Genomic DNA, 23,908 nt, shown 5'->3' on the forward strand with positions numbered 1-23,908 from the left:
TTGTTCCCTTCTTTGATTGGCCCCGGACAATTGGTGTACGAGGCTGCTGTCGCCCAAGCCTCCTGCTCTTGGGCAGTTCGTGAATAGGCCTGATCGGAATCAGGCCATCAGCCACTCATCGAAGCGGTTGGTCGCTTCTTCCTGACGCGGACCCCAGAAGCGGAAATCAGTGAGTACCATGTTGGCGATATTGTCCGGATGGGTCGGCAGATCGCGAGCCCGCACGGGATCGATGAATTCCAGCGCCTTGGGATTGCAGGGGCCGCTGGATCTCAGTTCGCTGGCAATGGCCTGGGCCTTCGCATTCGAACAGAACTTGATGAAATCGCGGGCCATGTCGGCCTTGGGGCTCCCCTTGGGAATGCACCAGCCATAGTTCATGTAGAACCCGCCATCCCAGGTGATACCGACCGGCGAGCCTTCGTCGATCACCGACTGGGCACGTAGATTGAAGGTTGGGCAGATGTCGAGCTCGGCGGTCTGCAGGAAGGTTGGCGTTTGCGCCGCGGAGGTCCACCAGACATCGATATGAGGCTTGATTTCATCCAGCTTCGCGAAGGCACGCTGCCAGCCCTCTTCGTTGGCCAGCACATTGGAAATGTCCGCGGGCGCAACTCCGTCTGCAACGAGGGCGATCTGTAACGTGTCGCGAGCATTCTGGCGCAAGCCGCGCCGGCCCGGGAACTGTTCCGGATTCCATATATCAGCGAAGTTCAGCGGTCGAGAAAACTTGTCGGTCCGGTAGGCAAGGATGAACGCACCGACATTCGAGCCGATAAAGGTGCTGCTCTTCATGTTGTTGGGAATGTCTTCCGTCTCGCCGGACAGATCGAGCTCCTCGAGGAAGTCGCCTTCTTCCAACGTGGCGGCAACGTCATGTCCGATGCCTTCGCAGAAATCGTAGCGATAAGTGCCGGTTTCGACGATTGCCCGAATCTCCGCCACTGGACTTTCGCGGCGTTCGACCGGGATGATCTGTATGCCTGTCTGTTGGAAATAGGGCCGGTAGAATGCTTCGGCATAGGCTTCTGTTGCCACGCCACCGGTGTCGCCGACAGTCAGCCGGTTCTCCTGGCCCCGGGCGCTGGTCCAAATTGCCGGCATGGCGAAGGCTGCTGTCGTGCCGGTGATCGTCTTGATGAAGTTCCGCCGTGTTGGCTTGAAAATGGTCATTACTTTGTTCCCTCCCTTGGGGTGCCCGGCACGTGATTTGCCGGGTCTCTATCGTCCAAGCCCCCTGCGCTTGAGCAATTCGGACGCCGTGATCACCAGGATGACCATGATGATAAGAATGGTCGAAACGGCCGCCAAGGTCGGCTCCACGCTGTGGTGCGCTTCGGTCCACATCCGCTTCGGCAGCGTCGTCGAGAGGCCCGGGCTGATGAACAGCGCTACGGTCACTTCGTCGAACGAGCGAACGAAGGCAAAGAGGAACGAGGTGACGAAGCCAACCTTGATCATCGGCAGGGTGATAAGCCGGAACGTGGTGAGTGGAGTTGCTCCCAGCGTCCAAGCAGCTTGATCGAGGCGCTGGTCATAGATCGAGAGCGTCGCGATCATGGTCAGCACGACATAGGGCACCGCAAATACGGTGTGGCCGATGACGAGGCCGATATCGGTGCCGACGAGCCCGATGGAGGAGAAATAATAGAACAGCGACAGCGCTACGATGATGTTGGGCGCAACGATGGGCAGCAGGATGTAGGGCAGCACGATCGCCTTACCCTTGAACTTGCTGCGTGTGAGCGCAAAGGCTGCCGGCACACCGATAGCAAGCGACGCCGTGGCTGTAACGAGGGCAACGATGATGGAGCGCACCGTCGCCTCACGCCAGACCGGGCTCGTGAAATAGGCCTCGTACCATTGCAGGGAGAAGCCGCGCGGCGGCCACTCCATGAACGAGGAACCGGTAAATGAGACCGGCACGAGGAAGAAGGTCGGAGCGGCCAGAAACAACACGATCAACAGGGTCGGGACCGCCAGAACCCAGCGAAAAGCACCTTCCTTGACCTTGCGCTGCGGCAAAGCGCGTCGGATAGCGCGGCTGACCGCCACGGTGGCTGTGCCGAGCGCCGCAGTAATCGAGCGCATTGCCTTGCCGCTGGCACCACCGGCCTGTTGGGTACCTGAGATCGACGCGATCCCCAGAAGCTTGTCGAAGATCAGAATGATAATGACCGACAGTACGAGCACCATGACCGATACGGCTGCCGCCAGGCCCCAATTATAGAGTTCGTCGATCTGCTGGATGATGAGTTGGGCGACCATAGTCTCGCGCGGCGAGCCCAGCAGCGAAGGCTGCACGAAGATGCCCATCGAAACGATAAAGGTGACAAGCGCGGCCGAAGCCACCCCGGGAAACGAAATCGGAAAGAATACGCGCCAGAACGTGTCGCCTGGTTCTGCGCCCAGCGTCGCCGCAGCCGAATGCAGATTGCGGTCTATGTTCTGCATCGTTGCGAGCATCGAGAGCACGGCGATCGGCATCAGGGCGTGCACCATGCCGATCAACACACTGAACAAATTGAAGAGAAGGTCGGCTGGCACTTCGGTGATGCCGAGGTTCACCATCGTTGAATTGATGACGCCATTGCGACCCAGCAGCAGCATCCAGGCGAAGGCGCGGACGAGCGCACTGGTCCAGAACGGCAACAGCACGATGATGAGAATGAGATTGGTGCTGCGTCCCTTGCTGGTGGCCAGGTAATAGGCGACCGGATAGGAGAGCAGCACGGTGAACAGCGTCACCCAGAGCGAGATGCTGAGCGTATTGAGGAATATCGACCAGGTGCGACCGCCGAGGGCCTGCCGGTAAAAATCGAAGGTCAGGGCGCCCGAGCGGTCGAAGGCACTGATCGCCAGCATCGAAAACAACGGATAAATGAAAAAGATGAAGAGAAACGCCAGGATCGGCAGCAACAAGATGCCGCCGCTCAGCTTGATACGGAAGGGATTGACGGGTCGGGCCAGCTGATCGACCGCGCTCATTTGAGGTCGCTCCCTACAAAGCTAATCGTGTCTGCCGGCCGCCAGGTGAGCTGAACCGATTCGCCCTTCTGGCGCGGCAGGGAGGAGGCGGTGGTGAACTCGACCGCCACCACCGTGGTAGCGTCGGCCAGGCGAACGTGATGTTCGGTCATGGTCCCGGTCATGACGCTGTCAGTGACGGTGGCTGACAGGACGTTGAGCCCGGCAGACTGTCCGCGGCTGACACTGAGGTTTTGCGGGCGGATCATGCATTGGACCGCTTCGCCCTTGGTAAATTTCGACACGGGGCGAAGGGCCTTGAATGGCGCCTGTCCATGCTGTTCGACGATGACGAAATCTTCGTCCTCGCCGGCAATTGTGCCCTTGAGAAAGGTAGCACCGCCGAGGAAATCGGCGACGAAGCGGTTGCGGGGCTGGTGATACAGCTCGGCCGGCGTGCCCAATTGCTCGATGCCCCCATCGCGCATCAGACAGATGCGGTCGGACATCGTCATGGCTTCGCCTTGGTCATGCGTGACGTAAAGGACGGTTGCGCCGAGCCGCTTGTGGAGATGCCGAATCTCCATCTGCATCTGGTCGCGCAGCTTCTTGTCGAGGGCGCCGAGGGGTTCGTCCATCAAGATGATCGAAGGACCGTAAACGGCGCAACGGGCCAAGGCCACACGCTGCTGCTGCCCACCGGAAAGCTCGCGCGGCAGGCGATCCGCCATCTTCGACAGTTCAACGATATCGAGTAAGCGCTTTACTTCGCGATCGATCGTCGCATTGTCCAAGCGGCGCATCCGCAACGGGAAAGCCACGTTTTCATAGACCGAAAGGTGCGGAAAGAGCGCGTAGTTCTGAAAGACGACGCCGATATCTCGCTTCTGCGGCGGCAGATCGGTGGCAATCCGGCCATCGATCCAGATTTCCCCGCTGGTCGGCGCCGTGAGCCCGGCGACCATCATGAGAAGCGTGGTCTTACCCGAACCCGAAGGGCCGAGCAGGGTTAGGAATTCGCCATTGCCGACTTCGAGGCTCGTCGGTCTCAGCGCCTGCAGTTGACCGTACTGCTTTTTGAGATTGTTGACTCGCAGCTTGGTGGCTCGCAGTGGGGCGGCTCGGGTTCTTGGCGTTTCAAGCAAAGTATCGACGGCCATTTTACGAGGCTTCCGGGTTGGTGGCCTGCGGCACAGCGGCGGTGACGATGATCTCGATCAGCACGTCCGGCGCGCCCAGGTCGCATTGTGCAGTGGCCCGTGTCGGCGCGGCGTCGGGGGCGGTCCAGGCGTTCCAAACCTGGTTCATGCGCTCGAAGTCGCGGTCCAGGTTCTTGATCCAGATCTGCGCGGTCAGCAGGTGCGCCTTATCGGTGCCAGCCTTGGCCAAATAACCCTCGATCTTGGCTAGCGTCTGCCGCGTCTGACCTTCGATATCCTGGCTGCGATCGTCTGCCGTCATGCCGCCGACGAACACCATACCGTTGTAAACCACCGCCCTACTGCGGCGGATGTCTGTCTCGATGCGCTTGATCATGTTCATTTTGCTGTCTCCCGAAGTTTCACCGTGCGGCTAGAACTGACCCAGCCGGATGGGCTTGATGGGCGGCCTGATGCGGTAATAGCTCACCTCGTCTTCGCTGACCTTTCGGCCTTCGGCGATGAGCTGGGTGACGGTGAGGCCGCAGAACCGGCCTTGGCATGGCCCCATGCCGCAGCGTCCGAAGGCTTTGGTCTGGTTGGGACCCTGGCAACCGGCCGCGATATATCCACGAATATTGCCCGCCGACACATTCTCGCAGCGGCACACCACGACGTCGTCCGCCTGGGGTATGCGGTTCTCCGCTTTTGGGGCGTAGAGCGCGTCGAGAAACGGCCGCGACTGCGTCAGCTCCTTCAGCTTCGACCAGAGCGGCGCTGCCGCCTGTTCCTGGTTAGCCAAGACGCCTATCTCGGACGCTACCGCCTGAGCGGCCAGCGCGCCTTGCACTTCGGAGGCTGCCGCACCCACGATGCCGCGGCCGTCGCCTACGAGATAAACCTGGGTATCGGCCACCCGACCATAACGGTCGGTCACCGGTTCGAAGCAGTGCTGAGTGCTGTTCCAGCGGTGTTCGGCGCGGATCGACTGGCTGATCTGGATATTGGGAACGACACCCTGGTGCAGCAGGACCAACGATGCCACCACACGCCGCCGTTTGCCGCGATGAGTGAAGCTCAAAGCTTCGGCCCGTTCCTCGCCCTCCACCGCGAGATCGGCAGCGCCAGCGAAAAACGGCACTTTGGCCTTACGTATGTCGGCCAATAAACCAAGGCCCTTCTTGAGATCGCGCCAGCCGCGCAGCGCGCCGCCGATATGCTTGGCGGCACGAAGATAGTCATCTCGCGTCGTGGTATCGACCAGCGCGGCAATCCTAGCGCCGGCGCGCAGATACTGTGCGGTCAGCAGGTAAAGCAGTGGTCCGCAGCCGGCCAGCACCACGTCCTGGGACGGAACGGCATGGCTGGTCTTGAGCATTATCTGCGCCGCGCCGGCTCCCATCACGCCAGGCCGGGTCCATCCCGCAACGGGAAAAGGACGTTCCATGGCACCGCTGGCGACCACGACGAAGCGCGCTTCGAGGCTCTTCGACCGCCCTTCGTGTAGATAGAAAACCGCGCCGTCCGTACTGGCTTTCCAGACGCTCGCGCCCGAGCGGTAATCGGTGCCACTGGTACGGAACGCTGCGGCGAGCTTCGCGCCCTTGCTGTAATCGACACCGAGAACTCTGTTGGCTTCCGCATGCGGCCGCTCGATGGCGCGGTAAATCTGCCCGCCCAGTTGCGCCTGCTCGTCCAGAAGACAGACGGACAGTCCATGCCGCCGCGCCTCCACAGCTGCCGACATGCCTGCTGGCCCTGCGCCGACAATCGCCAAATCCCAGACTTCGACGCTCATGCTGGCACTCCTTCATCTGCCGGCGCCAGCAGCGCTGCCCCATCCTGACGACTGACTTGCATGCCGTCCTTCACCTCAACCAGACAGCTTTGCACCGACACCTGTCCGTCGATCAGCATCAGGCATTCGAAACAGACGCCCATCATGCAAAACGGCGCCCGCTTGTCCTGCGAGACGGGATTGAGCCGCGTGTAGTCGATACCGGCCAGCAACAAGGCCGCGGCGACGCTCACGCCGGCGGGCACCACTAGGGGCGCTCCCTCGAAATGAATGGTGACGGTCTGTCGCGAGGTGCCAGCCATGGTTGCGAAAATCGGCTCAGTGCGCATAGGTTTTCCCCACCGCTTCCGCGGTAAAGCGCCCGCCGCGGAAAACCTCGAAGCCTTGCGGAACAGCGGCGAGGCCCGAAACCCAGGGGCCAATAATCAGGCTGTGGACCGAGGCCAGCGTCACACCGCTATGGCTGGTGACCACATAAGCACCGGGGCAGGCAGTGGATGCCTCATAGATGGGAAATCCGTCATTGGTCATGACGCGCAGCGCCCCCCAGGCGCGGACGAGCGTCGCATCGGACAGGAACGGAAAAGTCTGTACGGCACGCCGCGCCAACCATTCGATGCCAACAGGAGTACTGCGATCGTCGAGTCCCGTGTCTTCGCTGGTAGAGCCAATCTGGATGCTGCCTTCATCCGTCTGACGCAGCTTGTTGGTCGGATAGCGCAGAAAAGGCTTGAGGCGTTCGGTTACCAGGACTTGGCCTTTTTCAGGAAACACGGGAGCGTGCAGTCCGATGCGCGGTGCGAGGCTGGCATTACCAAGCCCCGCGGCCAGCACCAGACGTTCGCCACTCCAACTACGACCATCGCGAGCCGTCACGGTGAAGTCAGCGCGATCATCGTCATTGAACTGAGCATCGACGACATCCACACTGCTGACGATCCGGCCACCATGCTTGGCGATTCCGGCATGCAGCGCATGGAGAAGCTTCAGCGGATTTGCGTGGCCGTCGAGGGGGCAGAAGCTGCCGCCGACAACATCTGCGCCGAGCCCCGACAGGTGCTGCCGCAGCTCATCGGGCTGCATCATGCGGAACGGAATGCCGCCGGCTTCCTGATCAATCCGCGCCAAGAGCTTCTGACGGGCGATGACATCTTTTTCGCTGAAGCCGAGCCAGAAACCACCGGGCTGACGGAGCCCCACATCGATGCCCGTCAGTCCCAGGAGCTCGTTGCTGAGCTCCGGCCAACGCTGCACCGCTTCGCGGCTCCAGGTGGCATAGCGGATCTGATTGCCACCCTTGCTGTGAAGCCATACCAAACCGAAATTGCCGCGAGAGGCGCGAAATGCAACGTCGCCTTGGTCAAGGAGCAGTATCGGTACATTGGCACGGGCAGCGCCATACGCGATCGCCGCCCCAACTAGACCCCCACCGACGACGATGAGCTTTTCTCGTTCCAAATCATTCCACGAAGCCCTGCATGACGCCAAGCATCACGACCTCGCCCCCTTCTTAGGCAACATCAACCACTTGCCCAATGATCGGGCAAGAAAAGCCTATGAGGGGGTTCTAATGGTTGCAAATAAAAATACGTATGAGGTTCATGCAACCAGGATATGGTGGTGCCGAGAACTGTTCATGATCATGCTCGCCTTCGTCGATCAGTTGCGCCGTTTCGGCAGACTATCTGATCAGGCGGTCACTTCGCCCTCGGTCGTCAGGGCGGCACGCAGGCGACGAATCTCTCGATTGAGGGCGATCATCTCTGGTGCCGTCATGCCAGCTTTGGCGAATAGCGCCTCGCCGAGACAGCGGCTCTGTTCGCTGAGCGCCTTGCCCTGATCGGTCAGGTTGACCCGAACGCTGCGTTCATCCTCGGCGCTGCGAGTGCGGCGCACGAGTGACGCGGCTTCCAATCGCTTGACCAGAGGGGTGATCGTGCTCGGCTCAAGGTCGAGCCGGGCTGCGATTGCGCTGATACTCCGTCCATCCCTCTCCCACAGGGCGTTCAGCACGAGATACTGCGGATAGGTGATGCCAAGCCCATCGAGCAGCCGCCTGTAGAGCCGGCTGACCGCCAGGGACGTGGAATAGAGCGAGAAACAAAGTTGGTCCTCGAGGGGGATGTTTTGGGTCATGACTCTGCATATCACGCAATTGTTTATCGCGGCAAATAAAAAGCTGGACAGCCCGCTCACAACGCGCTAGGCACACGATTATCGCGATAATGATTTTCGCGATATCAATCCAAGGAGACCGCCGATGCCCGTCAATGTTCTGTACAGCACCAAAGCAACGTCCACCGGTGGCCGCGATGGCAAGTCGCGGATCGAAGGCGGAAGGGAGATTTCGCTGTCCACGCCGAAAGAGTTGGGTGGTAGCGGGGGAGACGGCGCAAATCCCGAACAGCTCTTTGCTGCCGGCTATTCGGCTTGCTTCCTCGGGGCGCTCAAAGCGGTTGGTTCCCAAATAAAGGTCAAGGTTCCGCAAGATGCCGCGGTCACCGCGACTGTCGGGATCGGGCCTCGCAGCGAGGGGGGCTTCGGCATCACAGCCGCGCTGGCGATTAGCCTGCCAGGCCTTGCCCGCGAAGACGCTGAGCGGCTGGTCGAGGCCGCGCATCAGACATGCCCTTACTCCAACGCGACCCGCAACAACCTCAATGTCGAACTGACGCTCGTCTGAGTTCTGATCTCGCCAATGCCCTACACTTCGGGTCGCCCTGGGGCTGCGGAAAGGAATCGAAATGTTTGGAATAACGCCACTCGGCTGGCTGCACACGCTGGGCAGCCTGCCCGCCATTCCCGCCGCCACCTATATGCTTATCCGCCATGGCCGGATAACACCGCGCTCGATCGCCGGGCGGATCTACTTCGTCAGCATGGTGATCGGCGGGCTCACGGTTTTCCTGGTGTCTACCGCACCTGAAAGCCCGATTATCGGAGCGGCCGCCCTGTTGGTTCTTTTTGCCGGCTACACGGTCGGACGGATCACGATCTTGGGCCGCGTGCGCTGGTATCTGGAAACCTTTCTCCTGACCATCACGGTTTTCCTGCTGATGGTTCCGACGGTCTCCGAAATATTGCGCCGCGTTCCCGATGGCCACCCGATCGCGGCCGACCCGGACTCTCCCATTCTGAAGGGGGTGCTCGCGAGTCTCGTGGCAATGCTGGTTTTCGGTCTTGCCGCGCAGTTCATCTACCTTTTCAAGTTCAAGGTCGGCCAGACAGCACGATGAAGGCCGGCGTCGCGATTAGCGACGTCGACGAGGCGGTCCATTGGTATCGCATTGAGCCGATCACCGACTAGCCACAGCACGGGGCAAGCTTGCTGCGGACGAGGCGTCATAGTCGGAGCTTCCTCATGCTTATCGTAGCGAACATCCTCACGCGCCTCGCTGAAGAATGCGCGGAAGCGGGCAGAGCGTGTCGAAAGCGTTTAGCTTCGGCGCCGATGGGATCCAGCCGGGCCATCCGGCAGACCTCCCCTTCCCTATCTATGACTTCACCGATCAGAAGCGATAGGTCAGGCCGAGAACCGGGCCGCTCAGACGCGTATCAAAGACATGACCGTCGTGATCGTAGTCGACGTCAAGTACCTTGTAGCCAGCAGAAACGGAGAGGTGGTCGGTAAAGATGTAATTGACGGTTCCAAGCGCCGACCAGGTGAAATCGGATCCTGCGCCGAAGCCGCCAATATCGGCCTGAACCTGCAAAGAGAGCTTTTCCGTGATGCGGAAAAATGCACGCGCGCCAACTACCGGGTCTATCCACCCGAAGCTCTCGCCATAGCTGCGCGACGTCCCCAAGGCGCTGACCGTCACATCGTTCGAGATATGCCAGAAGCGTGCTCCCGCCAACGCATCGAGCGTGAAGTCTGGCGTGTCGAGAACGCGGTAACCGCCCTGCAGGGTCGCCGTGAACTGCTTGGTGTCGACGCTGGCATCAACAATGGTGCCCGGTGGGATCGGAATTGGCAGTGGCGGCAAAGGGCCAAACGCGTGGCTGTCTGACGTATCGACATACATCGCGTCACCCGAGAAGATGAAGCGGTCGTAGCGCCCCCACACATTGACGAAACCGCCGAAGTTGAGATCGTCCATGACGTCGGAGAAAGACTTCTCGACACCGATCGTCGGAGCACGCCGAAACGGCGAAATATTTCCATCAAGACCAGCGGCCCATATATAGGGTGTGACCTGCAATGCCCAGTTCGGACGATCGACCACAATCGGAGCCGGCTCCAGCGGTTGAGCCGGGATGGCGTCGGCAGCATATGCCACCTGAGCACCGAGGATCATCACGACGGCAGCAAGATAGCTTTTCACCAGAAATCTCCCTTCAAACCGAAAGCGTATTCTTATGGATACGCCCGTCCTTCAAGATGAGCTTCATCGTTCGATCCGGGTCGGCGATCAGTTCGATATCCTCAAGCGGGTTGCCATCTATTACGAGAATGTCCGCATAGGCGCCTGCCTCGATGCGTCCGAGCTTTGCCGGGTAGGGATCGCGTGGCCCGGAAAGGCTCATAAGATCGGCGTTACCACTGGTCAGAAGCCGCAGTACCTCCGCGTTGTCGTACCACCGGGAGAATTTGACGAGCTGCCTGCCCTGTGTCGCCGTTCCGTTCGGACTGAACAGGATGTCGGTGCCCAGAGCCATCCTGACATTGTACTTGCGCCCCAGCTCGACCGCCCGAGCCGTGCCTTCTGCAATCTCCTCCTGCTGTGCGCGCTGCTCGGGATTCTGCTTAAGGTTGGCATCCTCATCGGCCAGGAACGGCTGAATACTCCACCAAGCATCCGCATCCGCCATGCGCTTCACGGCGTCCTCGTCGGCAAGCTGTCCGTGCTCGATCGATTTCACGCCGCTTGCAAGTGCGCGCTGGATACCAGCAGACGTATAAGTGTGGACGCAGACATAGGTGCCCCAGTCCGTGGCCGCAGAGACGGCCGCTCTCATCTCCGCCTCCGTATACTGGAGTGCGTCGATTGGATCGTAGCTGGAACTGACCCCGCCGCTACCCATGATCTTGATCTGGCTGGCGCCCAGCATGAGCTGTTCGCGCACCCGGCGAAGTACCTCCGCCTCTCCGTCGGCGATCGCCGCGATGCCCGCCTCCTCGGTCACGTTGAGATCGCTTTGCGATGTGCGCGGCAAATCGGTTCGCATGCGGAAGTCGCCATGGCCGGAGGTCTGCGAGATCATTGCGCCCGAAGGGTAGATGCGCGGGCCCGCAACGCGGCCCTCATCGATTGCACGCTTCAATGCGAATGACGGGCCACCAACGTCCCGCACTGTGGTAAAACCGCGGAGCACAGTCCGCTCGGCCTCCTGTGCAGCAACAAGGTGGACATAAGGAACATCGGCGGTCATTGCCGCCATCTGCGAAATGCCAGCGAGGATCGAATGCCAATGAGCATCGATCATACCGGGCATCAGTGTCCGCCCGCCGCAATCGATAATGTCCGCATCAGCGACCGTGTCTGCGGAAGCGACCAGAGCCTTGATGAGCCTGTCTTCGACCAGTACGCCCTGGCCTTCGACGAGTCTGCTATTGGTCCCGTCGAAAATATTCACATTCGTGAGCAGGATTGGTTTCGCCGGACTTTGTGCAAATGCAGGGCTGACGATGCCGAGAGCAGGAGCAGCAAGGCTTGCGGTCAACCCCTTCAGAACCGAACGGCGCGACAGCCCCTTGTCAATGCGCGTGAACAATTGCTGAGCTTGTGGGCTATGGCATATGCAGCCCAATCCGTGTGTAAGGTGCCCGTATTTCCGACCTAAACGAATCGTCAAAACACGTCCTCCACTTGCTCATTACACATTGAGCAGACTTTACTTGCTCCAGCAAGGCAGCAAGTCTCGCTTTCCTCCTTGAAAAGGCGAAAAACGAGCGGAAGACAATGACCATCATTTCCTTCATCCGATGCGGCCGAGTTGGAACGTCCGGCCGAACAGTTTCCGCCCCCCGCGTCGGACACTTGCGGAGCATTTTACATGCTTGCCGTTCCCAAACTGTCAGCCCACCCTGGATGCGCCGGCCCGATCGAGGCTGGCAAGAACTCGCACCCTCCACCGCGACGGGGCCGTCCTCGCCGCCGCATCCTGTGCTTTTTGCATCGCTGCGGCGGCCAGGACGAGTACTATCGATTCTGGTTGAGGCTTATTGCGATTCCTTCCGGACACCAGCCGCCTCCGAGATCGTGCGGTAGGCTGTCTCGGCCTCGTTCACCAGTTCGACCGTATCGGTCGCGTTGCGATAGGCATAGCCGATACCCGCATTCGCATAGCCTTCCTTCAGTGCCGGATCGTTCATCGCCTGCTCAAGGATGCGTTCCCAACCTTTGCGAATGTCCTCCGGGGTATCCTTCGGGATCACGAGCGCGCGCCAGATCGCGAGATTGACCTCGAGCCCAAGCGACGTGAAGCTTGGCACGTCCGGCCATGCGGCTAGCGGCTCCGAGCCGTTATGTGCCAACGGCTTCAACTCGCCGGCATCGACCTGAGCCTTGATCTCGGAAGGATAGAGCGCGCCTGCCTGAACGTCGCCGGAGAGCAACGACAGCACGATCTGGGCACCGCCCTTGATGGGCACGCGCAGGAACTGCGCGCCCGTGGCTTGCTCGATCTGGTAGCGGGTATAGTCGTGGTTGGTCCAGTTGCCCGAGACACCGAAAGCGACGGCCTGGGGCTCAGCCTTTGCCGCTTCGATGAACTGGTTCACGTCCATCTCGCCATAGGGACCGTTCGCAGCGACGACCAGCACGTTCTGGTCTGCCGAAATCTGGCCGATATAACCGTATGAATCCTTGTTATAGTCGACGCCTTCGATACGAAACTGATCGGAAACGATCGAGACCGACACCTGCCCGATCGTGTGGCCATCCAGCTCAGCATCGCGCATTTCGCGATACGCGACCACGCCTCCACCCGCCGGTTGGTTGATGATGTTTATAGGTTGTCCCGCATACTTCTCCATGACCGCGCCCAGCAGGCGTGCGTTGTTGTCGTGGCCGCCGCCCGCGCCGGATGGCACGATCAGATCGACCGGGCGCGTCGGGCGCCATTCCTGCGCATGCGCCGGCAGAGCCATCGCAAGCGCGGCGATGATTGCGGCCGATCCGACCGCTACCTGTCTGAACATCGTTGTTTCCTCCTTGACGATGACGATTCAGTCTTCCTGAAATGCAACCTTTCGGGTGCGTCTGATCTTGGGCAGTATTGCGAGGACGAGCAGCGCAACGGCCAGCAGCAGCAGGCTCGCCGTCAGTGGACGGGTCAGCAGGGCGCCGAAGTCGCCGCGCGAAAGCAGCGTGGCGCGTCGGAAGTTTTCCTCCAGCATCGGCCCTATGATGAAGGCGAGCAGGAACGGCACCGGATCACAGCGCAGCTTGTAAAACACGTAGCCAATCGCCGCGCAGATCACGGCGAGATAGATGTCCGTCGTGTTGTTCTGCACGCTATAGAGGCCGATGCAGCAAAAGAGCAGGATGGCCGGGAACAGCAGGCGATAGGGCACCAGCAGCAGCCTGACCCACATGCCGATCATCGGCAGGTTGAGAATCACCAGGATCAAATTGCCGATCCACATTGAGGCAACGAGCCCCCAGAACAGCGTCGGCGCTCCGGTAATGATCTGCGGCCCGGGCTGGACGTTGTGGATGAGCATGGCGCTCATCATCATCGCCATGATGCCGTTGGACGGGATGCCGAGCGTCAGCAACGGAATGAACGAGGTCTGGGCGGCCGCATTATTGGCCGACTCCGGCCCAGCCAGGCCTTCTGGCGCGCCCTTGCCGAACCGGTCCGGATCGGCAGCCACCCGCTTTTCCATCGTGTAGGACGCAAAGGCCGCCATCGTAACTCCACCGCCAGGCAGGATACCGAGAAGCGACCCAAGCCCGGACCCGCGCAGGATAGCCGGCATAACCTGCCTGAGCTCGCTCCAACGTGGCATCAGACGGCCGATTTTTGCCGACACGAGTATCCGTTTCTCGCGCGCTTCGAGGTTGCTCAGGATCTCGGTGATGCCGAAGAGGCCGAGTGCCACGACGACGAAGCTGACCCCGCCTGAGAGCTCTGGGATACCGAAGGTAAAGCGGTCTATGCCCGAATTGATGTCGGCACCGACCAGGCCGAACAGGAGGCCGAGCATCAGCATTCCGAGCGATTTCAAGATAGGGCCCGATGACAATACGATCGCAGCCACGAGTCCGACCACCATGAGAGCGAAATACTCGGCCGCTCCGAATGTGATCGCAAGCTTCGCCAATGCCGGAGCGAACGCCGCGAGCACGAACGTTCCGAGCGTGCCTGCGATCAGGGATCCGATGGCGGCGATTGCGAGGGCAACGCCTGCTTTTCCCTTTTGCGCCATCGCATAGCCGTCGAGAGTGGCGACCACGGCGGACGATTCACCTGGAAGCCGCAACAGGATGGCGCTGGTCGAGCCGCCATACTGGGCCCCGTAATAGATACCGGCGAGCATGATCAGCGCAGACGTCGGCTCTAGCGCGTAGGTGGCTGGCAGCAGCATCGCCATTGTCGCAAGAGGCCCGATGCCGGGCAGGATACCGATCAGCGTGCCGAGCGTAACGCCGACGAAACAATAGAAGATGTTCCACGGCGTTATGGCCACCGACATGCCGAGAGCGATATTGGAAGCGAAATCCATTACAGACCTCGCGGCCAGAGCGGCATCGGCACGCCGAGCGCTTCGACGAAGACAAGGGCGCTGAAGATGGCCAGCCCGCACGCGAGCAGCACAACCTCCCACCATCGACGCTCCGAGCCGGCAAAGCTCGCGACAACGACCATCAACACGGCCGAGACGATGAGGCCAAACGGCCGGAGTGCCAGACCGAAGACGATCATGCCACCAAGGACAAATAGCGCCGGGCGGACATGGAATTCCGCAGCGCACTCCCCGCCGGCAGGAGCGAGGAAGGCCTTGCCGCAAAGCGCAAGCCCGATGAGCACCACGCCACAGCCAAGCGCGAGCGGGAAATAGCCTGGGCCCATCTGTACCGAGGTGCCTAGTTCGTAGCCGCGAGCGATGAGGATGAAGCCTCCGCCGAACAGCATGAACAGAGCCCCGCTCAGGAAGTCGGAACTGACGACGATCCGGTTCAAGCTGCTCCTCCTCGTTTCTGTATTCGACGCCAGGCCGGCGTTACGCCGCGACGAGGCGTCAGGAATAGCGCTTGCGGTAGAGCGGACGGAGTTCGTCCAGCGGGCGCTTGCTCTCGATCAGGTCGCGCATCGTCGCCTCCTCCGCGAGAATACCCTTGACCTTTTCGAGCACGGTCTCGATGAGGTCAAAGGGGATCGCGCAGATGCCCGACCCGTCGGCGACGATGAGGTCGCCGGCCTCGACCATGATGTCGTGTACCGTTACCGGCCCGTTGAGCTCCATCGCCTGCATGCGAAACTTACCCGTGATCGGCGTAACGCCCTTGCACCAGACCGGGTAGTCGGCGTTGCGTATCGTATCGACGTCGCGAACCGCGCCATTGACGATCGCGCCGACGAAGCCGCGCGACTTCGCCACGGTGACCGACTGCCCGCCCATGTTGGAGACCTCGAGATTGCCCCCGAAATCGCAGACCAGAATGTCACCTGGCTCTCCAAGGTAGTAGGATTCCCGGGTCGACATCTGGATGAAGTCCTTGTCAATGTAACCTTGTGTCGAGGTCTTGCGCTCGGGGATCGATCGAACGGTCACAGCCGTGCCGACAATCTTCTTGCCGGGAAGGAGCGGCGGCATGTGCGAGCCGGCGATCGTGCCGCGGATGCCGAGCGAATCGAGCACATCCGAAATGGTTGTCGTCAAGTCATCGAGCGCTTCGAACTCCGCAATGACTTCCTTGCTGGGACGCGGGAACCTAATCTTGGAGATACGTTCCTGGGGAACCTGACCCCAAACGCGACCTGCAAGCTTGTATTCTTCATAGTCGCGATCGATCTGATCTTTGTTCTTGGTCACGGGATGCTCCTGTATTGTTGTCGGCGCCCGTCAAAGGGTCGCGAGGGGAGAACGCAGCGCAAGTTCGAGCCGGGCAGCTTCGCTGCGCAGTCGGTCGACATGCTGATCGATGAGATCGGGGCTGAGCTTGCTCAGTACGCCCGCCAGGCTCAGCGCGCCGACACGGCCGCCGTCTTGCGTCACAGGCACGGCGATCGCGAAGCCGTAAGGAGTGATCTCCCCGCGACTCACGGCGAACCCATTGGCAGTGATCTCGTCGATGTCCTTCAGAATCGCCGGATGTTCGTCTTCGGAAACCATTGCCATTGCCCGTTCACGGGTTTCGGCGTCGGCGAAAGCAAGCAACACCTTGCTGCTTGCACCGAGATGCAAGGGTCGGCTCTGACCTTCGCGCGCGGTGAACCGCAAAGCTTCGGTGGACTCCTCCGCCACCACGACCACACGGCGCAATCCCTCGACGCTTGAGAAGAAGGCCGTATCGCCCGTCTCCGCGACAAGCCGCTTGAGAACGGGTCGGATCGTGGCATCCACCCGCGAAAAGCGGTCATTCATCAAAGAGCCCAGTCGGTAAAGCACGCCGCCCAGTTCGTAGGTGCCGTCGGTCGAATTGGATTGCACGAAGCCGTGGTTCTCGAGCGTCCCGAGCAGTCGAAGCAGTCGGCTCCTGTTTTGGCCGGTCCGCTCGTGCAGGTCTTTGAGCCGTAACGGCACATCCCGGTCGAAGGCTGCAAGAACCTCCAGGGCGGCGGAGACTGCCACAATATGGCGATCGGCTTCTTTCAATTTTCTACTCTATAGAAATATGTTTCTATTTCGTTAAACTAGCCTGTATTTCAAGCCCGAGTCAAGGCAGCCAGTAAGTTGACCGACGCTCGCTGCAAGATACGGGACAGCGGGACCCGCGCGTCTGAAGTTGATCGCCAACGCCCTTCAGTTCCGCCTGCATCCATGCGCGATCACCATCAAGAACAACCGTTCCTCGGATCGGATGGTGTTGGCAGCAGACATCAGGGCGATGTCCATGCATCACTTTTCGGATCAGGCTGTAGGAGGCATATCCGAAGCCTTGAGGGCTCTGCGTATATGGCGATATGCCGGTACGCCATTTTGAGTTTCATGGGCACGCGGACTGAGCGCAATGAGTGTCCGCCGCGAAAAGAACGTCCGCATCGCGGCGGCGAGCCGGGCGAGACGGTTTGCGCAGTTGCACACCGATATGCTTTACCTCCGCAGCAGTCGTTCGCTTAGCGACGAACCGCTCGCCGAACGGCGGTTGCAAGGGCTCGCCGCCCACGAAGCCGACATATAATCGCATCTATATAGGAGGCTATGAGGCGAAGACCGCATCGGTACCATGCCCGCCCAAGGGACAAAAACTGACCGGCCGGTTTCGAATCGAGCTGCCGCTAAGCCGCCATTTCGTTGCCCACGTCAACCGGGTGCAAGCGGTGGCATGAGGCAGGACAGCATCCTGAGCCTAACCGGAAAATATTGGAATGGGCGCCGTGAAGCTGGGTTCTTCTTTATAACCGTGCGACGTTGCGATCAGAACCGCATGTGCGCCGGCGGGAATTACATTGCGCTTCATGAGGCTGCGCAGACCGGTCAAGGCCGAGGCGCTCGAAAGCTCCAGATAAAGCCCTTCCAGTGCCAGCCGGCGCTGATCCTCGATGACGGCCGGCTCGTTCACCGCTACGGCCGAGCCGCCCGCCATACGTAGTGCGTCGAGCGCTTGGTAGGCAACGGTGCTACCTCCAAGCGACGTCATCAATGTTTGCCCGGAGAAAAGCGTGCGGTAATCCTCGCCGCTCAGAACACGCTCGATGCGCGGGAACGGCTCCACTGCATGGACCCGCGGCACATCGGTCAAATATCCGGCCTGACGCAGATCATGAAACCCGCGTGCTACGCCCCAGAGCACGTCACCACGTGAAGTCGGCACCAGAACGTCGGTGGCAGGCGCATCCTGCCACTGCAAAAACATCTCGAAGGCTATCGCCCGATATCCATCAACGCCGAACGGATTGCTGCCAACGGCCGGGATTATGTAGTTGGTCGCGGGATACCACTCTCCAGCACGCGCTTTTCCAGCAATCAGATGCCACCGATCATCGACCGTGGATGTCGCGATGAGCCGGGCACCGTGCATTTCGATGGCTCGACGCCAATTGTCTGTCATCTTTTCCGTCGTCACGACCACACATTCGATGCCGGCGGCCGCCGCGTATGCGGCCAGCGACACACCCGCATTACCGCTGGAGGCGATAGCGACGGTTGGAAAGCCGGCGCTCTTCGCACGCTGGATAAACAGTGCGCTCATCCGGTCCTTGTGCGAACCGGTCGGGTTCGCGCCCTCGTACTTGGCCGTCAGCCGGGCTATCCCGACATCTGACGCCAGCCGAGGAAGCTCTACCAACGGGGTGTCGCCCTCCCCCAACTGGGGATCGCTTGCATATACCAGCCATTCACGCGCGTTGAACGGCGCACCGGCGGCCGCCAGCCTATAGTCGAAGACCAGGCTCGATGGCAGGGAGGATGCGAGACAAGCAGGACATCCTTCCAAATAATCTGCCACCGGGAAGCAAGCCTGGCAGCGAATGCAGCGCATTCCGACTATCTTTGAGTTCAGGGGTAATGGATCGATTGCCGGCACTGTCATTCTCGCGTCTCGAGGTCGCGCATCTGACCGAAAAGGCAGTCACCGCGAGCCGTAAGCGCGGGAAACCTGCGGCAGGCCACCATCCCGGACACCTGGAAGCGGATCGGATGAGGTTCTTTCATCGGATGCTCGAACGAATGGATCAAGCCGGCCAACTGGCCTGCTGAAACTTCGTCTCCGAGGTTTGCCAGCGGCTCGAACAGGCCATTGAAATCCGCATAAACGAAATATTCCCGACCCGGCACTTCCATCATTCGCGTGGCTGGTGCCTCCGGAACGGTCCCGTCGTCGCGGATTCCGACGATCTGCAGCAACCTGCGAACACCGGCATCGGCCAGGGACTTGCCCCGCACGCTCAGCCTGCCACCTCCGCCGAGCTCCGTCGTCAGGACCGGCACGCCCATCGTCTCGGCAGTGGCGGACAACGTCGTCGCGCCTCCACCGCCCCGGCCGTCGCTGACGTAGCTGAACGGCGCCCCGAAAGCCCTGACCAGTTCGTGCATTGCCTTCTGCCTCCCTGGGTCTTTTGAAGGCCGTATGAGGGCGCAATGGACATATTCGAGCGAGCGTCCGCCGGAATGCAGATCGACGACGAGATCGGCCATCGGCAGAAGAACGGTAGAGACGTAATGGGCGATCATCTGGGTCGCGGAACCGTCTGCGCGGCCGGGGTAGAGACGGTTCAAATTCCCGTCATCCATCGGTGATACCCGCCGTCCTGCGCCGACGGCAGGAGAGTTGAGCGCAGGTAATATGATGATGCGGCCACGGATCTCCGCCGGCTGGATTGAACGAGCTAGGTCGTGAAGCGCGACCTGTCCTTCATATTCATCTCCATGGCTACCCGCGATCAGGACGGCCGTGAGTCCGGTTCCGTTCTTGATGCAAACCACCGGAATGGGAACCCATCCATAGGCGGAGAGGTCTGTCGAAATCGGCAGCCGTAGACAGTCCGATTGCTTTCCGTCCCGATCGAAGTCGAGTGGCGTCCATATGCGTGTTTGGGAAGTCATGGATAATGGCCCGGAAACTGCTGCATGCCTAAAGAATGACGGGGATGCGTTCGGGTGACAGATCGCTGATGAACTCGACGCCATCGGCGCCCACCGCAACGACCTCTTCGAACTGAAAGACTGCTCCATCCCGCTCGAGCTTCGGCTCGAGGTGCAGGATCATACCGGGCCGGATGACCGTCCTGTCGGACGGCGAAATCGACGGCGGCTCGGTGACATCCAGCCCTCCGCCATGGCCAATCCGCGAAACGGCGCCATAAACCTTGCCGAGGCCGGCATCGCTCCACAGTCTTTGAAATTCGGCGTGAACATCGCAGCAGATCATGCCGGGTCGTACTGAGGATGCAAGCGCGATCGTCAGGTCGCGTATCGCTGTGTAGACCTCCTCCTCCCACCGAAGAGGTGCTCCCGCGCGCGCGGTGCGATTGCGATCAGCGGGGTACCCGCCATAGGTCGCCCGGAAATCCGTCCAGACGTAGTGTCCTGTCTGAAGGTGACGCGTACCGGGCGGGCGGCAATAGATGAAATCGCCCTTGCTGAACAGCATCGCGATCGGGTCAGCGCTTTCAGCGCCGTTGGTGTAGATCCGAGCCTGTAACATGCGGCAGAGCTCGAACTCGGTAATGCCGATGCGCGCTTGCGCAATGGCTTCGTCGAATGCTTCGTTGACGATCGCCAGTGCGATGCCCTTTCGCTCGATCTCCAGCGGGGATTTAACCAACCGTACATGCCACAGCGTCGACGCCGCGCTTGCAAGACGCCGGTTCGCCGATAGCGACTGCAGCGCCTCGATCAGTTCGAGCGACCCCCGCCCCAACATGTCCTGCCCGTAATCCAGGGCAATTGTCGGAGTCGAGGTCCCCACGGTGACCTGGACGGCGTCGACCACCATCGCCACGGCCTCCACAAGATAGCCATTGTAGTATCGTGCCACGAAGCCGCGAGGTCGTGTCTCCACATTCTTACGTTCCGCGAGGCTTCCGATCACGATCAGTTCCCGCGCCGTGACCAGAACGAAAAGCGGCCTCGCCTTGTAGGCCCACGATAGCGTCTGCAAGTCCGTGACATACTCGACATTCTTCTTGTCGGACAGGACAATAGCATCCAGCCCATCATGCTCCATTCGGGCGCGAAGGCTCGCCAGCCGCAACCCCAGTTCGGCCAGCGGCACGTCGACGGCGGGAGCCGGAGGAAGCACGATCGAGCCAGAGGTCCGGCGAACGCTCACGCTTCCCGCTCCCCGAAAGCCTGCTTACCTACAGGAAGCGTTACGGAACAAGCCAGCCTGTCGAAGGGCGACTCCACGAGACCTACCACGGAAATATCCGGTCTCGTCGTCTTCTGGTGATACAGCCGGCGAAGCATCGGATACCCGCTCGGGATCGAAAAGGCTTGCTGTGCGGGAACGGAAGCCGGCGCGGCGTCGATGATGAGGTGAATGTCTGTCAAACCCACGCCGTGGTTCTGCAAGGCGTCCGTGACGAGGCAATTGCTGAACTCCTCGACGATCTCATCGGGCATATCCGTCGAGACATATGTCGCGTCATACATGACGGGCATACCGTCAGCGTAGACGATCTTGCGCACGCACAACTTAAGCGCATCGGAGTGATCGAATGACAGCAAGGCAGGATCAACGATCTTCTCCCTCGTGATAGACAGAAGGTCCACCGTTAGCTTGAGACCGCGTCGGCGCGCATCCTCGGTGGAAGACATACCTACGCTGAGTTCGCGAAGGAAACGGCGCTGCTGTTTCACAAAGGTGCCTTTGCCCGCTACTGCCGTCAAAACTCCGAATGATTGCAGGTCGCGCAGCGCACGCTTCACGGTGATGGCGCTGACGCCGAACTCCTCGCTGAGCTGAGCCGCGGAAGGGATCGCTTCTCCCTCGATGTAAAGTCCCGCCGCAATGCGCCGTCGGATTTCCTCCCGCACGCCCTCGTGCAGCGAACTTCCGTTCAGCAGCACTTCGTTACCCGCCATCCTGATTTCGCTCCGCTCTTCCAGCCCTCTTTTTTTCAACGATCCGTACCGCAGTCGAGGGTTATTGACATACCTGGTATACCTAGTATGTTCGGGCGACGCTGTCAACTCTTGGAGGGGTTCATGCAAACCAGAATGAAGAACGCGAAGCGCGCACTGATCTCGGGCTTTATCGCATACGCAATGCTGGCTGCGACTACAGTCCAGAGCGAGGCGGAAAGCACACGTGAAAATATTTTCTCATCGGGAAAGATAACTATCGGCATCCACAATCAGGCGCCGTGGGGATTCCGCGGTCCCGATGGCGAAGCCACGGGATTCCATCCGGACCTGATCCGTTCTGCTTTCAAGCCACTCGGCGTAACCGAGATAGAGTTCATCATTTCCGATTTTGGCGCACTCATCCCCGGCCTGCTCGCTCAACGCATAGACGTGGTCGCATCGGGTCTGGCCGTCACCCCCGCCCGCTGCGAGCAGGTTGCGTTCAGCGAGCCGGATCTGGCGATCGGCGATGCGTTGATCGTCAAGGAGGGCAATCCTCACAATCTCCACAGCTACGCGGATATCTCTGCTAATCCAAATGTCCTCATCGGCGGCTCACGTGGCAGCGCCAACATGGGCAATGCAATAGCCTCCGGCATCCCCACCCCCCAAATACAGCAGTTCCAGAATACCGAAGCATCCGTCTCGGCCATCATGGCAGGGCGTGTTCAGGCGGTGACCTTCTCGACCGCAACGGTGGTGTCGGTCCTCTCGGACCCGAAGATCACGGGGTTGGAGCGGGCCACGCCTTTCCAAGGCTTTGTGAAACCTAACGGTCTTCCGGCCGCCAACTACGCCGCGATCGCCTTTCGCAAGAACGATCTGGATCTGAGGGATGCCTATAACGAAAGGCTTGCCGCGCTGAAGGCCGACGGCACGCTCACGGCCATCATGGAGAAATACGGCTTCACCACCGAAGAAGAAGCACCGGATTTCATCGTGACCGCGAAGCTCTGTTCGGGCGAACAATAACAGGCTGGAGACTGCATACCGTGAGCCTGTTGGAAATCATCGCGGGCATCTTCGAGGGGTTTCGCGTAACCGCGACCGTCACGGCGCTCGGTCTTCTATACGCGATTCCGTTCGCATTCGTCGCCGGCGTGCTGCAGCATTTCCTCCCGGGTGTTCGCAGGGTGTTGGTAACGACCGTTATCGAGTTCTGGCGCAGTTCGCCGGTCATCGTACTGCTGTTCGTCTTCTACTACAGCCTGCCTGCCTTCGGCGTCCGCATGTCGGCCATGACGGTAGCCTCGCTGGTGCTCGGTCTCAACATCGGCGGTTACGGCAGCCAGGCCGTCCGCGCAGCGTTGCAGGCCCTGCCGCATGGCCAGGTGGAAGCGGGATTGGCGCTCGGACTACAACGCTGGACGATCCTTCTTTTGATAGAGCTGCCACAAGCTCTGAGGTCGATGGTGCCAACCTTCATGAATCAGCTCATCCAACTCATCAAAGGCACAGCGCTCGTCTCCCTGATTACGCTGACTGACATGACCTACCGGGCGAAGGAGCTGGCACAGGTGGAATACAACCCCGTCGGGATCTACTCAGGGTTGCTCATCGCCTACCTGATCATCTGCTATCCGGTCACCGTCCTGGGCCGCTCCATCGAGCAGCGCGCCAGCTACGCAGAAAGCAAGCATCGTGAATTTTGATCTCGAGTTCGCCATATCGACGGCACCGCTTATCCTATCTGCGTTCTTCACGACGATCTGGGTTACGGTCGTCAGTTCGATCGGCGCCGCTCTTCTCGGTTTCACCTGGGAAATCCTGCGCCGCCTCAATCGCCCGCTGCGCTCTCTAATGCGGTTCGTAATCGACGCCATCCGCTCCACGCCGCTGCTGGTCCAGATCTATTTTCTCTACTTTGTTCTGCCCTATTACGGCGTCACGCTTCCCGCCCTCGTGGTAGGGGTCTTTGCTCTAAGCATCTACTATTCCGGATATCTGGCCGAAGTGTTCAAGGCGGGCATCGACGCAATCGATTCCGGCCAGTTCGAAGCTGCCAAGGCGCTCGGAATTGGAAGAGCAGATACGATCTTCCTCGTCATCCTTCCCCAGATGCTGCGCAACATCGCCGCTCCGATGGGCAACTATTTCATCTCGCTTCTCAAGGCCACGCCCTACCTCGCCGTCATCGCAGTGCCCGAAATGTTCGGCAGCGCCCTCGATATTGCTTCCGAAACCTTCCGCTACGCCGAGCCCGTCCTCGTCGCCGGCCTGATCTTTCTCGCGCTGGCGGTGGCGATCGCGCAGGCCGTGAAAGGTCTCGAACAGCGGCTTCTGGCATCGAGCAAACGATAGAATGCAACCATGACCTTCGGG

General features: G+C 60.3%; 24 protein-coding genes. 5 read left to right on the forward strand and 19 right to left on the reverse strand.

Annotation, left to right across the window (positions count from 1 at the left end):
* Positions 1-99: 99 nt before the first annotated feature.
* From XW59_RS26775 to XW59_RS26810, 8 genes are all read right to left on the reverse strand, one after another.
* A complete protein-coding gene (locus XW59_RS26775) occupies positions 100-1,173 on the reverse strand; it encodes an extracellular solute-binding protein (protein WP_047144340.1) in 1,074 nt (357 codons plus the stop codon).
* A gap of 48 nt (positions 1,174-1,221) precedes the next feature.
* Positions 1,222-2,988, reverse strand: a complete 1,767-nt coding sequence (locus tag XW59_RS26780) for an ABC transporter permease subunit (protein ID WP_047144341.1) — start codon at positions 2,986-2,988, stop codon at positions 1,222-1,224.
* Complete coding sequence (locus XW59_RS26785; RefSeq protein ID WP_047144342.1) at positions 2,985-4,127, reverse strand: ABC transporter ATP-binding protein; 1,143 nt, start codon at positions 4,125-4,127, stop codon at positions 2,985-2,987. Before XW59_RS26785 ends, XW59_RS26780 begins: the two co-directional genes overlap by 4 nt.
* A 1-nt stretch (position 4,128) precedes the next feature.
* Positions 4,129-4,509 carry a RidA family protein gene (locus XW59_RS26790; RefSeq protein WP_047144343.1) on the reverse strand — a complete coding sequence of 127 codons (381 nt, stop codon included), beginning with the start codon at positions 4,507-4,509 and terminating at the stop codon, positions 4,129-4,131.
* Positions 4,510-4,539: 30 nt separating this feature from the next.
* Positions 4,540-5,904, reverse strand: coding sequence for an FAD/NAD(P)-binding oxidoreductase (locus tag XW59_RS26795; RefSeq protein ID WP_047144344.1), 1,365 nt, complete (start codon positions 5,902-5,904; stop codon positions 4,540-4,542).
* Positions 5,901-6,233 (reverse strand): (2Fe-2S)-binding protein, encoded by a 333-nt coding sequence (locus XW59_RS26800; protein ID WP_047144345.1) that lies wholly within the window; start codon positions 6,231-6,233, stop codon positions 5,901-5,903. The genes XW59_RS26795 and XW59_RS26800 overlap by 4 nt, the downstream gene beginning before the upstream one ends.
* A complete protein-coding gene (locus XW59_RS26805) occupies positions 6,223-7,362 on the reverse strand; it encodes an FAD-dependent oxidoreductase (RefSeq protein WP_047144346.1) in 1,140 nt (379 codons plus the stop codon). The genes XW59_RS26800 and XW59_RS26805 overlap by 11 nt, the downstream gene beginning before the upstream one ends.
* Before the next feature lie 231 nt (positions 7,363-7,593).
* Positions 7,594-8,040 carry a MarR family transcriptional regulator gene (locus tag XW59_RS26810; protein ID WP_047144347.1) on the reverse strand — a complete coding sequence of 149 codons (447 nt, stop codon included), beginning with the start codon at positions 8,038-8,040 and terminating at the stop codon, positions 7,594-7,596.
* A 124-nt stretch (positions 8,041-8,164) separates the two neighbouring features.
* Here XW59_RS26810 and XW59_RS26815 point away from each other — a divergent pair, with 124 nt between their 5' ends.
* Both XW59_RS26815 and XW59_RS26820 read left to right on the forward strand, forming a co-directional pair.
* The gene (locus XW59_RS26815; RefSeq protein WP_047144348.1) at positions 8,165-8,587 is read left to right on the forward strand and encodes an organic hydroperoxide resistance protein; all 423 of its coding nucleotides are present in this window, start codon (positions 8,165-8,167) and stop codon (positions 8,585-8,587) included.
* Positions 8,588-8,648: 61 nt separating this feature from the next.
* Positions 8,649-9,140 carry a hypothetical protein gene (locus XW59_RS26820; RefSeq protein WP_047144349.1) on the forward strand — a complete coding sequence of 164 codons (492 nt, stop codon included), beginning with the start codon at positions 8,649-8,651 and terminating at the stop codon, positions 9,138-9,140.
* 273 nt (positions 9,141-9,413) lie between these two features.
* On the opposite strand, the gene XW59_RS26825 is transcribed toward XW59_RS26820, so the two are convergent.
* From XW59_RS26825 to XW59_RS26875, 11 genes are all read right to left on the reverse strand, one after another.
* Positions 9,414-10,229: a hypothetical protein gene (locus XW59_RS26825; RefSeq protein WP_246666236.1), complete on the reverse strand. Its 816-nt coding sequence runs from the start codon at positions 10,227-10,229 to the stop codon at positions 9,414-9,416.
* A 13-nt stretch (positions 10,230-10,242) separates the two neighbouring features.
* On the reverse strand, positions 10,243-11,619 hold the full coding sequence (locus XW59_RS26830; RefSeq protein WP_246666237.1) for an amidohydrolase family protein: 1,377 nt from the start codon (positions 11,617-11,619) through the stop codon (positions 10,243-10,245).
* Between the two features lie 448 nt (positions 11,620-12,067).
* Positions 12,068-13,048, reverse strand: a complete 981-nt coding sequence (locus tag XW59_RS26835; RefSeq protein ID WP_047144350.1) for a tripartite tricarboxylate transporter substrate binding protein — start codon at positions 13,046-13,048, stop codon at positions 12,068-12,070.
* 27 nt (positions 13,049-13,075) lie between these two features.
* On the reverse strand, positions 13,076-14,578 hold the full coding sequence (locus tag XW59_RS26840) for a tripartite tricarboxylate transporter permease (RefSeq protein WP_047144351.1): 1,503 nt from the start codon (positions 14,576-14,578) through the stop codon (positions 13,076-13,078).
* Complete coding sequence (locus XW59_RS26845) at positions 14,578-15,036, reverse strand: tripartite tricarboxylate transporter TctB family protein (protein WP_136068041.1); 459 nt, start codon at positions 15,034-15,036, stop codon at positions 14,578-14,580. Before XW59_RS26845 ends, XW59_RS26840 begins: the two co-directional genes overlap by 1 nt.
* Before the next feature lie 58 nt (positions 15,037-15,094).
* On the reverse strand, positions 15,095-15,889 hold the full coding sequence (locus XW59_RS26850) for an RraA family protein (RefSeq protein ID WP_047144353.1): 795 nt from the start codon (positions 15,887-15,889) through the stop codon (positions 15,095-15,097).
* Positions 15,890-15,919: 30 nt separating this feature from the next.
* A complete protein-coding gene (locus tag XW59_RS26855) occupies positions 15,920-16,672 on the reverse strand; it encodes an IclR family transcriptional regulator (RefSeq protein ID WP_047144354.1) in 753 nt (250 codons plus the stop codon).
* Positions 16,673-17,366: 694 nt separating this feature from the next.
* Complete coding sequence (locus XW59_RS26860; RefSeq protein ID WP_047144355.1) at positions 17,367-18,548, reverse strand: pyridoxal-phosphate dependent enzyme; 1,182 nt, start codon at positions 18,546-18,548, stop codon at positions 17,367-17,369.
* On the reverse strand, positions 18,545-19,645 hold the full coding sequence (locus tag XW59_RS26865; RefSeq protein WP_246666238.1) for a succinylglutamate desuccinylase/aspartoacylase family protein: 1,101 nt from the start codon (positions 19,643-19,645) through the stop codon (positions 18,545-18,547). The genes XW59_RS26860 and XW59_RS26865 overlap by 4 nt, the downstream gene beginning before the upstream one ends.
* Entirely contained in the window at positions 19,590-20,789 is a 1,200-nt protein-coding gene (locus XW59_RS26870; RefSeq protein ID WP_246666239.1) for a Xaa-Pro peptidase family protein, read from the reverse strand. Before XW59_RS26870 ends, XW59_RS26865 begins: the two co-directional genes overlap by 56 nt.
* Positions 20,786-21,544, reverse strand: coding sequence for a GntR family transcriptional regulator (locus tag XW59_RS26875; protein WP_047144358.1), 759 nt, complete (start codon positions 21,542-21,544; stop codon positions 20,786-20,788). Before XW59_RS26875 ends, XW59_RS26870 begins: the two co-directional genes overlap by 4 nt.
* 123 nt (positions 21,545-21,667) lie before the next feature.
* Between XW59_RS26875 and ehuB the strand changes: the two genes are divergently transcribed.
* The 3 genes from ehuB to XW59_RS26890 are packed head-to-tail and all read left to right on the forward strand — an operon-like array spanning position 21,668 to position 23,887.
* Positions 21,668-22,558 (forward strand): ectoine/hydroxyectoine ABC transporter substrate-binding protein EhuB, encoded by an 891-nt coding sequence (ehuB, locus tag XW59_RS26880; protein ID WP_047144566.1) that lies wholly within the window; start codon positions 21,668-21,670, stop codon positions 22,556-22,558.
* Positions 22,559-22,578: 20 nt separating this feature from the next.
* The gene (locus XW59_RS26885) at positions 22,579-23,238 is read left to right on the forward strand and encodes an amino acid ABC transporter permease (RefSeq protein WP_052958040.1); all 660 of its coding nucleotides are present in this window, start codon (positions 22,579-22,581) and stop codon (positions 23,236-23,238) included.
* Complete coding sequence (locus tag XW59_RS26890; RefSeq protein WP_047144360.1) at positions 23,228-23,887, forward strand: amino acid ABC transporter permease; 660 nt, start codon at positions 23,228-23,230, stop codon at positions 23,885-23,887. The genes XW59_RS26885 and XW59_RS26890 overlap by 11 nt, the downstream gene beginning before the upstream one ends.
* Positions 23,888-23,908 lie beyond the last annotated feature (21 nt).

The sequence above is a fragment of the Aquamicrobium sp. LC103 genome (assembly GCF_001014615.2).
In the GTDB taxonomy this organism is placed as follows: domain Bacteria; phylum Pseudomonadota; class Alphaproteobacteria; order Rhizobiales; family Rhizobiaceae; genus LBCQ02.

Excerpts from the sequence above, each read along its gene's own strand:
- XW59_RS26775 (WP_047144340.1), bottom strand. The coding sequence starts at position 1,173 with ATGACCATTTTCAAGCCAACACGGCGGAACTTCATCAAGACGATCACC.
- XW59_RS26780 (WP_047144341.1), bottom strand. The coding sequence starts at position 2,988 with ATGAGCGCGGTCGATCAGCTGGCCCGACCCGTCAATCCCTTCCGTATC.
- XW59_RS26785 (WP_047144342.1), bottom strand. The coding sequence starts at position 4,127 with ATGGCCGTCGATACTTTGCTTGAAACGCCAAGAACCCGAGCCGCCCCA.
- XW59_RS26790 (WP_047144343.1), bottom strand. The coding sequence starts at position 4,509 with ATGAACATGATCAAGCGCATCGAGACAGACATCCGCCGCAGTAGGGCG.
- XW59_RS26795 (WP_047144344.1), bottom strand. The coding sequence starts at position 5,904 with ATGAGCGTCGAAGTCTGGGATTTGGCGATTGTCGGCGCAGGGCCAGCA.
- XW59_RS26800 (WP_047144345.1), bottom strand. The coding sequence starts at position 6,233 with ATGCGCACTGAGCCGATTTTCGCAACCATGGCTGGCACCTCGCGACAG.
- XW59_RS26810 (WP_047144347.1), bottom strand. The coding sequence starts at position 8,040 with ATGACCCAAAACATCCCCCTCGAGGACCAACTTTGTTTCTCGCTCTAT.
- XW59_RS26815 (WP_047144348.1), top strand. The coding sequence starts at position 8,165 with ATGCCCGTCAATGTTCTGTACAGCACCAAAGCAACGTCCACCGGTGGC.
- XW59_RS26820 (WP_047144349.1), top strand. The coding sequence starts at position 8,649 with ATGTTTGGAATAACGCCACTCGGCTGGCTGCACACGCTGGGCAGCCTG.
- XW59_RS26835 (WP_047144350.1), bottom strand. The coding sequence starts at position 13,048 with ATGTTCAGACAGGTAGCGGTCGGATCGGCCGCAATCATCGCCGCGCTT.
- XW59_RS26840 (WP_047144351.1), bottom strand. The coding sequence starts at position 14,578 with ATGGATTTCGCTTCCAATATCGCTCTCGGCATGTCGGTGGCCATAACG.
- XW59_RS26860 (WP_047144355.1), bottom strand. The coding sequence starts at position 18,548 with ATGACAGTGCCGGCAATCGATCCATTACCCCTGAACTCAAAGATAGTC.
- XW59_RS26865 (WP_246666238.1), bottom strand. The coding sequence starts at position 19,645 with ATGGCGTCGAGTTCATCAGCGATCTGTCACCCGAACGCATCCCCGTCA.
- XW59_RS26875 (WP_047144358.1), bottom strand. The coding sequence starts at position 21,544 with ATGGCGGGTAACGAAGTGCTGCTGAACGGAAGTTCGCTGCACGAGGGC.
- ehuB (WP_047144566.1), top strand. The coding sequence starts at position 21,668 with ATGCAAACCAGAATGAAGAACGCGAAGCGCGCACTGATCTCGGGCTTT.